12 protein-coding genes are annotated in these 14,700 nt (G+C 40.8%); 2 read left to right on the plus strand and 10 right to left on the minus strand.

What is annotated here, in order from left to right; genetic code table 11:
* The first annotated feature begins 171 nt into the window (after positions 1-171).
* The gene (locus tag V6984_RS20360; RefSeq protein ID WP_342757430.1) at positions 172-738 is read left to right on the plus strand and encodes a TetR/AcrR family transcriptional regulator; all 567 of its coding nucleotides are present in this window, start codon (positions 172-174) and stop codon (positions 736-738) included.
* Here V6984_RS20360 and V6984_RS20365 read toward each other — a convergent pair.
* From V6984_RS20365 to V6984_RS20410, 10 genes are all read right to left on the minus strand, one after another.
* Positions 728-1,279, minus strand: a complete 552-nt coding sequence (locus V6984_RS20365; protein ID WP_342757431.1) for a GNAT family N-acetyltransferase — start codon at positions 1,277-1,279, stop codon at positions 728-730. The genes V6984_RS20360 and V6984_RS20365 overlap by 11 nt on opposite strands.
* A 90-nt stretch (positions 1,280-1,369) precedes the next feature.
* Complete coding sequence (locus V6984_RS20370) at positions 1,370-3,046, minus strand: flavin monoamine oxidase family protein (RefSeq protein WP_342757432.1); 1,677 nt, start codon at positions 3,044-3,046, stop codon at positions 1,370-1,372.
* 146 nt (positions 3,047-3,192) lie between these two features.
* Positions 3,193-4,182, minus strand: coding sequence for a guanosine polyphosphate pyrophosphohydrolase (locus V6984_RS20375; protein ID WP_342757433.1), 990 nt, complete (start codon positions 4,180-4,182; stop codon positions 3,193-3,195).
* Positions 4,183-4,410: 228 nt separating this feature from the next.
* Positions 4,411-5,784, minus strand: coding sequence for an amidase family protein (locus V6984_RS20380; protein ID WP_342757434.1), 1,374 nt, complete (start codon positions 5,782-5,784; stop codon positions 4,411-4,413).
* Between the two features lie 338 nt (positions 5,785-6,122).
* Complete coding sequence (locus V6984_RS20385) at positions 6,123-7,157, minus strand: virulence RhuM family protein (RefSeq protein WP_342757435.1); 1,035 nt, start codon at positions 7,155-7,157, stop codon at positions 6,123-6,125.
* A gap of 116 nt (positions 7,158-7,273) precedes the next feature.
* The gene (locus V6984_RS20390) at positions 7,274-8,101 is read right to left on the minus strand and encodes a TOTE conflict system archaeo-eukaryotic primase domain-containing protein (protein WP_342757436.1); all 828 of its coding nucleotides are present in this window, start codon (positions 8,099-8,101) and stop codon (positions 7,274-7,276) included.
* Positions 8,088-8,336 (minus strand): hypothetical protein, encoded by a 249-nt coding sequence (locus V6984_RS20395; RefSeq protein WP_342757437.1) that lies wholly within the window; start codon positions 8,334-8,336, stop codon positions 8,088-8,090. Before V6984_RS20395 ends, V6984_RS20390 begins: the two co-directional genes overlap by 14 nt.
* A gap of 50 nt (positions 8,337-8,386) precedes the next feature.
* Positions 8,387-9,802, minus strand: coding sequence for a 23S rRNA (uracil(1939)-C(5))-methyltransferase RlmD (gene rlmD / locus V6984_RS20400; RefSeq protein WP_342757438.1), 1,416 nt, complete (start codon positions 9,800-9,802; stop codon positions 8,387-8,389).
* A 30-nt stretch (positions 9,803-9,832) separates the two neighbouring features.
* Positions 9,833-10,777 carry a 3'-5' exoribonuclease YhaM family protein gene (locus tag V6984_RS20405; RefSeq protein WP_342757439.1) on the minus strand — a complete coding sequence of 315 codons (945 nt, stop codon included), beginning with the start codon at positions 10,775-10,777 and terminating at the stop codon, positions 9,833-9,835.
* A gap of 20 nt (positions 10,778-10,797) precedes the next feature.
* On the minus strand, positions 10,798-12,156 hold the full coding sequence (locus V6984_RS20410; protein ID WP_342757440.1) for a S1C family serine protease: 1,359 nt from the start codon (positions 12,154-12,156) through the stop codon (positions 10,798-10,800).
* Between the two features lie 160 nt (positions 12,157-12,316).
* Between V6984_RS20410 and V6984_RS20415 the strand changes: the two genes are divergently transcribed.
* Entirely contained in the window at positions 12,317-14,692 is a 2,376-nt protein-coding gene (locus tag V6984_RS20415) for an endonuclease MutS2 (protein WP_342757441.1), read from the plus strand.
* The last annotated feature ends 8 nt before the right edge of the window (positions 14,693-14,700 follow it).

Genomic DNA, 14,700 nt, shown 5'->3' on the forward strand with positions numbered 1-14,700 from the left:
CCGACGGTGTGTGACCTTGTCAATCGATGGTACCGAAGTATCTGCATTTTAATAATTCTTGACAAACTTTAGTTTTGACGCTACAGTTGTAATGCCAGTACAAGTGTAATGTCCAAGTGATGAATTGTCAATACTTCTTCAGTTGGAGTGAACAGAACAGGAGGAATTGTAATGTCGAAAATGAACTCAGAAGTAAAACAGCGGGAAGTTTTACGCTTATCAAATAAAGAATCAAATAAAATAACGAGAGAATGTATTGAATCTGCATTAATATTATTGATGGCTGAAAAGGAATACAATGAAATAACAATTTCTGAAATTGTGAAAAGAGCCGGAGTTTCGAGAACCGCATATTACCGTAATTATGAATCTAAAGAGGACATATTAAAGACCCTGCTCCATGATTTGATAGCCGATATTAATGGAGCGATGGAACAATTTTCTTATATTACGGAACAGGAAAAATATTGGAAAACGTTGTTTGTCACTATAAAAGCACATACTGATACTCTCCGTACACTTATAAAAGCTGGTTTCGGGTATGTCATCCTGGAAGAAATCACAAAACACACGACCGATAGTATTGCAGAAGAAGATACGAAAAGCAGATATGATATGATTTTTTGGAGTGGAGCTGTTTACAACATATTAATAAATTGGGTTCAATATGGTATGAAACAGACAGAAGATGAAATGGTACAAATATGCTTGTATATCATAGAAAATTTTAACAAATAGCAGGCTTTTCACTCGCCTCGATTTCCCATTCGTCCATTTCCTCGCTAACAGGAACAAACCCAAACTTTTTGTACATCTTAACCGCTTTATCGTTGCAAGCGGCAACCGTCAGAATAATCGGCGTACGATGAGTTTGCTGAAGCTTTGCAACAACAAAGCTCAACAGCTTTTTCCCGTAACCTTTGCTCTGAAACTGCGAAGCGACCATCACTCTCTCGACTTCATAACAGTTTTCCTCTTTGTTGTGATAAATCCGGATGCTCCCGATAAGCTCATCGTTTTCGAACCAAAGATATGTTTCGCGTTTTTGAACTTCATCAAGCGGAAAAAATTGGCGTATATTGCTGTGCAATTTGTGCAGTAAATCAGCAAAAGTATCATTTCCGACCTTTTGATAGATATCGTAATATTTGTCTTCAAACAAAATTAATTTCGGCTCTAAATCAGAAGCGACAGCCCCGCCTCTATACTCCATTCTTGTAAACCAGGCATAAACGATGCCGTTTGCTTCATCGATTCGATATGGATAATTTGCTTTCAAATTCTTTCTCCTTTTATTTGTGCCTTTCAATCGATAACTTGTCCCTGCCTGCCCTTAAAACTATAATGATATAGTTTCCAACTATTAAAATTATCTCAGATTCATCACCAGTGTATTAGCAGCCAGCATACCACTGTATAATGCTCCCTGCATCCAGCCATGCTTCACAGAAGTATGTTCACCCGCAAAAAATACACGGTTATTATATTCCGGTTCAAGGATAGTATGGGCGAAATTTATCTTTTGACCGGGAAGATCTACAGCAAATGCTCCTCGAAACCACTGCTGCTGGTTCCAATCTACCATTCTATAATATTTCACAATGGAATCCAAGAAATTCTCAGGCAATCCGTGTACCTCTTCCACATTCCTCTTAACCAGCATAAACTGCCTGTTTTTGCTTTGATTCGCAACCCGTATGGAATCCTGATTTACGTTATATGAGGAAACTAATACACCCGGTTCTAATGGTGAGCAGGAAGAGGGCTCCGTACATTGGATATGATCGGGGGGATATATAATGGACTGAATCGGCAGATCAGTAAAAGAAATACCTCCATTCATGTTTCCATATACCGTATTCTCCTCCCAAAAACGCCGCTTACAGAAAAAGGCGGCCTTAAAGGAATCAGAGTAAAATAATTCCCGGATAGCCTGCATTTTCTGATTACTGAAAAATGGTTTTATATCTATTTCCCGTAAGGTGGAGAATGGAATGGCGCAAATAACATAATCAAATTCTTCACATATATTTGTCATGTAAGTGCTATTATACCTTAGAATAACTTTACCTTCAGAGGAATTCTGATAAATACCGGTTACATAATGGCCAAAGTTGATATTAACATTCCCAAGCAAATCCGGTGCAATATCATATTCTCTCGGATTGCAGGAGATCAGGGAATCATAAAAGGCACAAGGGAGGTTAATCATACCTCCGGCTATCCGGTAAGTATTCAGATAATCCATGGAATATAACTCCTGCAGGGATTCACCGTAACTGGTGTTAAGCAGTCCTCCGGTCAGAGGGTCCGTACTGGCTATTAAATTTATGGCATCCTGGCTTAAACCGCGCATCTCCAGTATTTCTCTTATACTGTTGTTTAAATAGAAGGAATACTCCGGTGAATACTCCGGCAGAATCTGCAGCAGTTCTCTACGGATCTCCGGAGGCAGGCTCAGTAAGACAGAATCGAAGGCATAATCATTTAACTCCGGCCATGACAAAGATCTTTCATAACCAGTAAGATCAAATAAGGGATACAAATATTTCGTTATATTATCTCCGTCCCGATCTCTTCGTACTCTGGTGTTATGAACGTATATAAAATTGTTGGGAAAAGGTGAAGTAATCGGAATGGTATTCAAATGTAACAAATTTATATAATGCCAGGTTGTACCATGGGACAGAGGAATTCTCATAGGACCAAATTCCCCATAATATCGCCTGCCCTTATCAAAATAATAAGTATACACTCTTCCGCCTATGCGGTCTGTCATGGCATCATACAGCGTAATTTCTGCTCCGGTCTTTCTTAGTTCAAAGGCAGCGGATAAACCGGCCAGACCTGCACCTATTATGCCTACTTTAAGGTTTTTATGTGCTCCGGGAACAGCATAAGAAGTAATATCAGGCGGGGGATTTAATAGTTCAACTACATTTTCAAAATCTTCCGGCCGGCCGGCGTTAGTAAAAGCATTTCTTAATATTTCATATCTGGTGGAATCACTAGGATTCATCAGATAATCAACTGTTTGATCAGACATATAAGAATGCCTTTCATTAATTCTCTTGCTGTAAATGTATTATCTGGATTTTGAAAATATACTTGAGGAAAATCAATTTCCGGCATCGTCTTAAGGGCAAAATATAAAAAATCAGCTATATGTAGTCCGAATTGCTTCACAAATAATTAATCAACAAGGTCATTTTGGAATCTTGAAAGATGCTCATACGGAAGAATAAGTCTCCCCCGGTACAGGCCACAACCATCGTTAATAAGTGAATTATTCACTGCCGAAAACATATTTACATCCAATTTCGATAATTCAAGCTGCTGTAACATGATACCTCTTTCATAAGAATCATCAAAATAAATATTCTCTCCTTTTGGAATTGCATTTCGTTTAGCTCTTTCACTTTCCTGCCGTTTTTCGTAACCTAGATGATTAGCAGGACCAATTTCAGCAAAATCGTCCATTTCTTTTGTACGAAGTTGTACTTCCACATAACAACGTGCAATATTATCATAAAATGTTATATGCAGAGAACGATAGCCACTGGACTCTGGATTTACAACATAATCTCTGTAATATGGGCTTACACTCTCTCTTAACAAAGGTGATTTTTTCTGACCCTTAAAAGAAGCTATTTCTGCGGTAAATCCTCGCTCCTCCATGAAACCAAGCAACTGGTTGGCAACATCATATAGATATTTATTTTCCTCATCCGCCCATATCTCGCCTTCCTTCAGATGACATTTAGGAAGAGAAATCACGATTCTGTATGCAATCAGGTCCCGAAAACAATTTAAATAGTTTTTCAGTTCAGGAAGCGAAGGGTAATTGCCATGTTTAATATAATAGTCGTAAATATATTCCACAATGTATCCGTTGAATTTAGCTTCTGCGCGTATCAGCGATTTAATCCGGCCCTTAAAAGTAAATGCAAGAAAAGGATATTCATTTGCCATATGTTTATAGAATTCCCGAATCCGCTGAGACTGCGAAGTCAGGAATTCGTTGTGCTGTAAAAGTTCCGCAATCTGAAGCAGAAAATTACAGTGCACAAGATCGATCTGATTCTGAGTTTCTTTCGACGACTGTTTCAAATCCTCACTATATCTCTGCAATATCTTAAGAACGGTATCGCCTGAGTATAAATAATCATTTAATTTTTTCATTATGGTTTTCCCGCATCTGTTCATTTTTTCACAGATGCACTCTCCTTTCCTGGGGCGTGTCTGAAAACTGCTTAAATATCTATTTATCGAAATATAATCAATATTTCCAACAATTCAACGCTCAACCCTTGTTTTTTATAAAATAGCTGTATTAATTATAACATGGAAACTCTCATTTTTTGATGTCTAATTTTAGTTTTAGCAGTTTTTCAGTGTGATCACAGACTTTTAATAACCAATGAATTTAGGTTTAACTCTTCTGCCTGCGACTTGTTCTATCGCATAAGCTGTATTTAATAGTTCTTCATCAGTTTGAGCGATGATATTTATTCCAAAAGGCATTCCATCATTATATAGCCCGCAGGGTACCGTAATCGCCGGTAAACCTGTATATTGAACAATTAGGTGATCTTTAAATACAATACACGCATTTACATCCTTTAGCTGATCCTTTATATATAGTTTAGCGAACTCTATATCTTTTAACGTATCCAGATAAACAGATTCTGCCATTTCACCGGAGGTATTATTCTGGGCATCTTCTAACAATATCTGACCATATCTTAAAGTTTCTTCTTTATGGATATTGTTAAATTCGATTATTTCCTTTAAATTTTTTATTTTATAATCCAGCGGTAACTCAGTTAAATATTGATTCAAAGCATGCTTAAACTCAAATTTTTTAATATTATCTATCTTTTTATTAGGAATTGTTTTGAGATGTATCCATTTTAAGATTGCACCAGCTTCTTTTAACTTATCTAAAATACTATTAGCCTTTTTTTCTTCTTCCTGCGACATATTATCCATGGCAGATTGATCGATTCCTATTACCGTACCTTTAAGATTTGAATTTTCTGTAAAGTGTATTTTATTGGATGCTATTTCATTAAAAATAATAATTGCATCTTTAACGGTTCTTGTCATGGGACCAACCATATCAAAAGTAAAGCTTACCGGTATAATGCCTTTTATGCTTAAAGTACCCTTACCTGGACGATATCCTACAATACCATTCTTTAAGCCGGGGGATATGATAGAGCCAGAAGTATCCGTACCAAAAGCTGCCGTACATAAATTAGCTGCCACTGCAACTCCTGAACCGGTACTGGAACCTGCCGGGCTTTCACCTAAAACGTATGGTGATCTTACAATTCCTCCTTTGGAACTATACCCGTTCGGCATTCCTTTCGTCATATAATTGGCAAATTCAGTCATGTTTGATTTGCCAAGAATAACAGCACCTTTTTTTCTCAAAACTTTTACGATCTCGGCATCCGTTTCCGGACTTGAATCTGCCAATGCCAGTGATCCTGCGGATGTGTGCAGGCTATCTGCAGTATTTATATTATCTTTTAAAAGAATAGGTATCCCATAAAGCAAGCCGGAATCATCCTTATTTCTTTTATCAAGCTCTTCTGCTATTGTAATAACATCAGGATTTATCTCAAGAATAGAATTTAATCCATTAAAACCTTTGTCGAAGGAGTCTATTTGCTCTAAATATTGTAAAACAATCTCTTTTATAGAAAAAGTTTTGTTTTTTATTATCTTGCCTAATTCAGTTATTGTTATTTCATTTAAATCTATTTTGTCTGCCACATTAATCTCCTGCATCTATTTGACGTTCTCTCATGTCTCAATAATAGTTCTCTCTTTACTATTATCTTCCCATATATTTCGATTTATTCATAATAACGTCAGCAGATAAGTATTATAAAGCTTATACCAAAAAAAGACGTGAAAGCATCCTCTCACGTCAAAATATGTTGCTGTCATTATTCTATAAATCCTCTATTTATCAAGTGTTTTTCCGTTGCAACAGGACTATGGATTCCACGTGCCTTGAGGTGATAAAAAAGATGACCGTTAAACCTAATACCCCCTTGGCGTCAGAATATATTTCAAAAACAGCCACTCTTATAAACCAATATTCTTTGTTAAACCGGCTTGTTGCCTTTTCCTTTTAAATACTCCGACATTGCCTCATCGAAATTTGAAATATAATCCCTATCCTGTTGAATACGAAACTGTTCGTATACCTCAACAGCTTTTTTCAGTGCATCCTCATGTGAAACACGCCCCTTGCCTTCAAGTACACGGCGCCGGTTGTTGTTAAGAAAATTATCCGTTTCATTCAGCCAGTCCTGCATACTCATAGCTATGCCGTCTTCTGCCATAAGTTCAGCATAGTCAATGAACATAGTGACAAGTCGGTTGAGGTGTGAAATCTCCTTTTCATTCAGATAATTCTTGGCTACACTGATATCTCTCTTGAGGATTTTCCCTTTCGGAGCATCTTTCCACGTGGTAAGACCCATTGTAGGATGATCAAGTGCTACACGCTCTGAAATAAGTTCAGCCGCCGTTTTCCCTGTTACGGCATAGTGTAGCTTATTCTGAACAAATGCATAAAATTCTTTTGTAAGGTCACTATTTTTATCGTAGTCATAGCTGCACTGCTCAAAAACATCAGCTATTTTTTGATATGCACGACGTTCGCTGGCACGGATTTCACGAATTTTTTCCAATAACTCATCAAAATAATCACGTCCAAATTGTCGCCCATTTTTCAGCATATCCATATTTAAAAGATAGCCTTTTTGAATGTACTCCTTCAATGTCTGTGTTGCCCACTGGCGAAATTTTGTCGCCTTCTTGGAATTCACACGGTATCCAACAGCAATAATCATATCAAGGTTGTAAAATTCCAGAGAGCGATTCACCTCGCGTTCACCCTCTTTTTGAACTATTTCCAAAATGGAAACAGTTGCTTCGGAGGATAGCTCGCCATCGTCGAATATGTTTTTTATGTGCTTGCTGATAGCCGGAACATTCACGTCAAAAAGCTCTGTAATTGCCTTTTGTGTCATCCAAAAAGTCTCGTCTTTAAATACAACATCAACATAAACACTACTATCACCTATTGCGTATAGTACAATTTTACCCTCGTTAACATTCATTATGTTACTCAATGCTACCACCTCCACTATCCTTAAAACTTTCTATTTATTAACAATAAACTCATCCAAAGTAACCGGTCTATAATCATTACCCTCTACGCCTGCATTTAACACATTATCCATCTGTTTTAATATTTCAAATACCAATCCTTCTTTTTCCACGGCTTAGGTCTGTTTCCAGCAACTGAACTGGCAAGCATTCCCCTGGCTTCGGCAAGTTCTACCTGCCATTTTGACATATACTTCTCGATAGCTTCCAACGATAGCTTTTCTGTTTCTTCTAACAAAACCTTCCATTGATCAGGATATGCATTCCAGTTTTCATCCACAAAAGCACTGTTTCCACTTTTAAGAGCTTGGCCTTGCAATGGAAGAGCAATTAAATTACCAATACTGCTAGCAACATCCTGAGAAGGATACATTCGGTCATAATAGTGAAAGGATTTCAAATTTATAGAAGCGGATCCCTTGTCCAGTAAAAGAAATCCAAAATTTCTTGCTAAAGATGCAGCTATTGGTCTTTTAAAGAATATCCATACATGAGCACCTCTTCCAGAGCGAGACCTTTCAACCAAAGACTTAATGCCATTCTGCTCACACATTTTTCTAAGTGCATCTACTTCATCATGCCATTCATCATCTGTATTTGCAAAATCCGTCTTCTCTGCATCCTTTTCATGGTTATCAAAATCAAATACTATAAATCGACATGTACCTTCTGGTAATAGCGGATAAACTCCAAACACATCTGTTCCATCCTCTTTTTTACCAACAAGATGACTTACAATTTTCTTCAAATCAAGCTTAGTCCATTTTGTGTGCTCACAATCATCACAAAACATTTTTTCACCACGTTGTTTTGGACACAATGTATCATTCCATCTGTTATCACACTGCGGAAAATATCCACCATTCTTTCCTCTTTTGGCATAAACATCTTCTCTACCCCAAAACATAGCAAAATATCGTTTTGCTAAATCCTCCGTTATATATCTTCATATATCTTCCAAGAATACGCTCTCCCTGATCAGGATCATACTCATTAATACTCTCTATTGTCTCCTCAAATGGATTAAGCGCATCGAATGCAATATCAGCCTTTTTTAACTGAGATTTCAAGGCATCATTTTCTTTTTGAAGAGCTCGCACTATTTTTCTAAGTGAGTCAAGATCATAAGCCTCTATATTCATTCCTGCACCTCCAAGTTCTGGACGCATTACTAGACATCATCTTTTTAATGTTACCCATTCCGTTGCAGTAAGACTACAACCTCTGTATGCACCGTCCCTCCAAACTGATCCACCGCTCTCCCCCTCACAATTTCATAACTTCCGTCACACAACACCTTCAGGTCCCGGGCCAGAGTGGCGGAATCGCAGCTTACGTAGACGATGCGCTGCGGCTGCATCTTCAGCATCGTATTGAGGCAGGCTTCATCACAGCCCTTTCTCGGAGGATCGACCACGATGACATCGGCGCGGATTCCTTCCTGTTCATATTTCTCGGGAAGTACCTCTTCCGCTTTCCCCGCAAAGAATTCCACATTTGTGATTCCGTTAAATTCAGCATTCTTTCTGGCATCTTCGATTGCCTGAGGCACTATTTCCACTCCGCAGACCCGCTTTGCACTTCCGGCGAGAAACAGCGAAATCGTTCCAATACCACAGTATAAGTCCCATACGGTCTCCCTGCCGGTAAGTCCGGCATATTCTAATGCGAGGCTGTAAAGCTTCTCTGTCTGCAGCGGATTTACCTGATAAAAAGATAAAGGCGATATATGAAAAGAAATCGCTTTATCCGTCAGGGAGAAATCAGAAGTATTTCTCACGTGAATTGTATCGGTTATGGTATCCTTCCCCCATATGGTGCGCACTTCTTTTCCCATGATCACGTTGGTGCGCTCCGTATTGATACTTATCGACACGCTTGTCATTCCCGGAGTTTCCCGCAGCAATTCGATCAGCCGTCCTTTCACCGGAAGTGGTTTCAGCGTATTGATTATAAGGCACACCATGATTTCTTCGCTTGCAAATCCCTTGCGGATTAAAATGTGCCTTACGATTCCTTTTCCTGTCTTCTCATCATAAGCTGTTACACTGCTTTCCTTCATGTATCGAAGAACCGCCTCCAATATTTGCCGGTTCTCCTTCACCCCAAGAGCACAATCCGTATTAGCAATAATATCATGGGTCCTTCCTGCATAAAACCCCGTAATCAAATTCCCGTCTTTATCCGTTCCTACCGGAAACTGAGCCTTGTTCCTATAATGATATGGATTCTCCATACCGACGATAGGCTCCATGATGCGATCCACAAGCTCCTTATCAAATCCGCCGATCCTTATGAGGTTGTTTCTCACCTTGTTCTGCTTGTATTCGAGCTGAGCTTCATAACTCATGGCCTGGAGCTGGCAGCCGCCGCACTGCTTATGGTACCTGCAGACCGGGGTAACGCGGGATACAGAAGGCTCCGTTACCTTCTCCAGCTTAGCATACGCGTAGTTTTTCTTCGCTTTCATAATCTTACAGATTACCACATCTCCGATAACCGCATCCTTTATAAAAAGGGTATAGCCGTCAACCTTACCTATACCCTCTCCATCGCTGCCCATATCTTCAATTGTCACCGTAAGAATGTCATTCTTTTTATATTCCATTCCATTCTCCATGTACGATTTTCACTGTTTCTATTCCAGTTTAGTGCCTCTTAAATTGGATTCGAACAGCCGATTATAACCCAGCCATCCCGTTTCCGCCGTGCCGTTCAAAATTTCAGTAAAGGTCTGTATTTTGGCGTCCGTATTGTCCGCAAAATTCAAAGCCACCGCCTCGATGATCGCAGGCTTCTTCGGGGAACCGAATTCATATTCGCCGTGATGAGCCAAAATGCAATGCTTTATTTCTGCCGCCAGAAGTGGGGGGAATCCATCAATCCTTCTTATTTTTTCTCCGATCATTTCTGTTCCCATAACAATATGACCGAGAAATTGCCCATCCTCCGTATAATCATTTTCAGGAAAAAGGGATAACTCCTTCGTTTTCCCGATATCATGGCAGATGGCCGCGCTAATGAGCAGATCCTTCTTCAAAATAGGGTACGCCTTGCAATAATAATCACACAGCTTGGTCACTCCAAGCGTATGCTCGAGTAAACCGCCTACAAAGCCATGGTGTACTGTTTTTGCCGCCGAAGACTGCTTAAAGGCCTTAATAAAATCCGTATCATCCACGAAAAATGCTTCCATCAGTCTTTTCAAATACTTATTTTCAATGGCTTTTATGTATCCCAAAAGCTCCATATACATTTCATCAATGTTCTTACTGCTTACCGGAAGATAATCGGCAGGGTCGAATTCACCCTCCTGGCATTTTCTGATGCGCTTTACATTGATCTGCAAAGCTCCTTGAAAACTCGTTACGTCTCCGTACACTTCGATATAATCCAGTGTGTCGAAATCGCCGATTCCCGGATTATTGGGATCCCATATCTTGGCATCTACCGTCCCCGTCTTGTCCTGCAAAATGACATTATCATAAGACTTCCCATTCTTCGTAACCGCAGACTGCTTAAATTTACACAAATAAATGTCGAAGACTCTGTCGCCTTCATTATAATCTTTTAAATACTTCATATTAATTCCTATTCCTTTATTTATTCTAATTTCCCTAACGTAACATCCACTTCCATCTGCATATATTCCTCCGGCCCCTGCCTCATCAAAGTGATACCAACGCTTTCATTCGGCTGCAATTCGATCATGGCACCTACGAGGTCACCATAGGTTTTTATTTCTTTTTCTCCTATTGCCGTTATAATATCGCCGCTTTGTATTCCCGCTGCCATGGCAGGTGAATCCAGTTCTATTTCCGTAATATAAGCGCCGTACGGTACGCCCAGCCTTTCATTAGCGTCGATTGTTACATCGGTGCCGTAGGTTCCAAGATACGCCTGCTCTTTTTCATTGCTCATTTTTTCTATTTTTCTGCGAAGCTCTGTAATTCCTATCGCCGACACGAGATTTTTCATATCTTCGCTGTTGTGGGTGTTGTCAATGATTCCCAACACCTGCCCGCTTAAGTTAACGAGCACCCCCGAAGCATCCCCGCTCCCATAAATGTCCGTTGTTATAACTTTATAATACGAATCTATCATATTCAAAGTAGTATTGTTGGAGGTAACAATTCCATAACAAACGGAATCGCTGGTTCCCAGAGGACTTCCTACCGCAATTACCGGCTTTCCGACAATTGCGCTGTTACTGGAACTTCCCGTCAGATCAGCAAGAACGATACCCTCCAGAGTCTCTTTATTCACATCGCTTTCCGCCACAGAAATGACAGCAAGCTTCGTATTGCTGTCCCTCAGCTTAAGCTGGGCCTGAACCTGTTCTCCGCTGCCGAAAGTGACCATGATCGTCTCCGCATCCTCCAGGTTTTCATAATTGACAAGGATGAATATTTCCTTCCCCTGATCCGCCACAATGATGCCGGATGTCTGGTCTTTGCTCTCATATGGATCGTTAAACCAATCGAGATTAGACACGGAGCCGGTAACGGTGACGACAGACTTGGCCGCTTCCCTGGCAGCTGCAGCCAAACCGTTATACATAGCCAAATAATCATCCACATCCAGGCTGATATTGTCCAAGACCTGAGCAATCTGCTCATCCTGAAGCTTTACTTCCGCGGGCTCCTCCTCCTGCACCATCTCGGAATCGTCCACAATCATATCTTCAGGAAGCATCTCCTCCGTTTCTGCCGGAAGTTCGATCGGTGCCGGTTCTTCCTCCGGATAGAGCCAATTGCTGAGTACCGGTTCCAAAATCAAGAAGGTAAGGCAGGCCACCAGCGCAAATATTACCGCCATTGCCGCCGTTATCATCGTTCTCCGGAGAAGCTTCTTTTTATCTATGGGCCTCTGCTTTATCTTTTCCGTTATAAAATCGGAATCCGGGGTATTAACGCCATTTTCCTGTTCTGTTTCTTTGTTTTGTTCCATTTCAGTAATCATACCTTTCCATTTTCATGTGCAGGTTATTGTAACATCCATAAGTATATCTTGTTTTAAGGTTAAAGTAAAGTTACTGTTTCCCCTCTTCGCTGATAGTAATTTTATCTCTCCTATGATATACTAAATAATAATTATCAATCAGGAAAAAGAAAAGGATCATATGAACGAGAAAGTATTACGAACATTAGAATATAACAAAATTATAAATATGCTGGAGGAAAAAGCATCTTCCGATTTGGGACGCAGACTATGTCAGGATCTACGCCCCTTTACCGATTTAGATACGATCAACGAAGCACAGAGACAGACCTCGGACGCCTTATCCCGTTTATTTAAGAAAGGCTCCACCTCTTTCGGCGGCAATAAGGATCTGGGCTATACCTTGAAATCTCTCAGCATCGGGAGCTCCTTATCCACTGCAGAATTGTTGAAAATTGCCGGTTTGCTGGAAAATGTCAACCGTATCAAAGCCTACGGACGAAGCGAACGGGATGATGACTTCAAGGACTCTTTGGATGCGCTTTTCGAAGGCTTGGAGCCTTTGACTTTGCTTGCGGGCGAGATCCGACGATGTATTCTCTCGGAGGAAGAAATCAGCGATGACGCCAGTTCTTCCTTAAAGCACATTCGAAGAAGTATGATGCTTACCGGGGATAAAATCCATTCTCAGCTTAATGCCATGGTAAACGGTTCTTACCGTACCTACCTTCAGGATGCTGTAATCACAATGCGTAACAACCGTTATTGTATTCCTGTAAAGGTAGAACATAAGGGACAGGTTCCCGGTATGATTCACGATCAATCTTCTACCGGTTCCACTTTATTTATCGAACCCGCCGCCATCGTAAATCTGAATAATCAGTTAAAGGAACTGGAGCTGAAGGAACAGGAGGAAATCGAAATCATTCTGGCGAACCTAAGCGTTCAAGCCTCCGAGCATATTGAAGCGCTCTCTCAGGATCAGAGGATCATGACTACTCTCGATTTCATCTTTGCAAAGGCATCCCTCGCCATGGAGCTGAATGCCACCGCTCCCATATTCAATAACAACCGTTATATAAATATCCGTAAAGGCCGGCATCCTCTTCTTGATAAGAAAAAGGTAGTACCTATCGATATTTATCTCGGCAAAGATTTCGATTTGCTGATTATTACGGGGCCAAATACCGGAGGCAAGACTGTTTCCTTAAAAACCGTCGGACTCTTTACCCTCATGGGACAGGCCGGACTTCACATACCTGCCTTGGACCGTTCAGAACTTTCTATTTTTACTGAAGTCTATGCAGACATCGGGGATGAACAGAGTATCGAACAGAACTTAAGTACTTTTTCCTCTCATATGACCAGTATCGTCTCCATACTGAAAAATGCAGACGAGAGATCACTCTGTCTGTTTGACGAGCTCGGTGCAGGAACGGACCCTACGGAAGGTGCCGCTCTCGCCATCGCCATATTGGACCACCTTCATAAGAAGCAAATACGCACTATGGCTACCACTCATTACAGCGAAATAAAAGTATATGCTCTTTCTACCCCGAACGTAGAAAATGCCTGCTGCGAATTCGACATCAACACGCTGCAGCCCACCTATCGTTTATTAATCGGCATTCCGGGTAAAAGCAATGCCTTTGCTATTTCTTCGAAGCTGGGACTTCCCGATTATATTATTGAAGCTGCCAAAGAGCAGATCAGTCAGGAAAACGAAAGCTTCGAGGACTTGATTTCCGGTTTGGAGAACAGTCGTATCACTATAGAGAAAGAGCGGCTCGAAATTGCCTCCTATAAGGATGAAATTAAAAATCTCAAGGAGCAGCTAAAATCCAAGCAGGAGAGAATCGACGAGACCAGAGAGAGAATCCTGCGCGAGGCCAATGAGAGGGCCAGAGACATCTTGCAGGAGGCGAAGGATGTCGCCGACGAAACGATCCGTGTCTTTCAGAAAGCCGGGCCGGGGGCGTCGATGAAGGATTTGGAGAAATCCAGAGATAAGGTGCGGGATAAGATTTCCCAGAAAAATGATAAGCTCGCTTTAAAGTCTGCTCAGCCGCAGAATAAGCAATTGAAGCCGGAGCAGCTTAAGCTGGGTGACGGTGTGAAGATTCTATCCATGGGTCTGAAAGGAACAGTGAGCTCTCTGCCCGATCATAAGGGGAACCTTTTCGTACAATGCGGCATCATGCGTTCGATGGTAAACATCAAAGATTTGGTCCTCTTCGATGATGAGCCGGTATCTTCTACAGTCTTACAGCGTTCCGGCGGCAGTAAAATAAAGATGTCTAAGTCTTACCATATTTCCACGGAAATCAACCTGTTAGGCAAGACGGTGGACGAGGCTTTGGCAGAATTGGATAAATATCTTGACGATGCCTATCTGGCCCATCTTCCAAGCGTGCGCATCGTACACGGCAAGGGAACAGGGGCTCTGCGAAACGCCGTGCAGAAGCACCTGAAGAAGGCAAAATATGTGGAATCCTATCGATTGGGCGAATTTGGTGAAGGAGACGCGGGCGTTACCATTGCAACTTTTAAATCATAAGCTTCGGC

The organism is Kineothrix sp. IPX-CK (genome assembly GCF_039134705.1).
GTDB lineage: Bacteria > Bacillota > Clostridia > Lachnospirales > Lachnospiraceae > Kineothrix > Kineothrix sedimenti.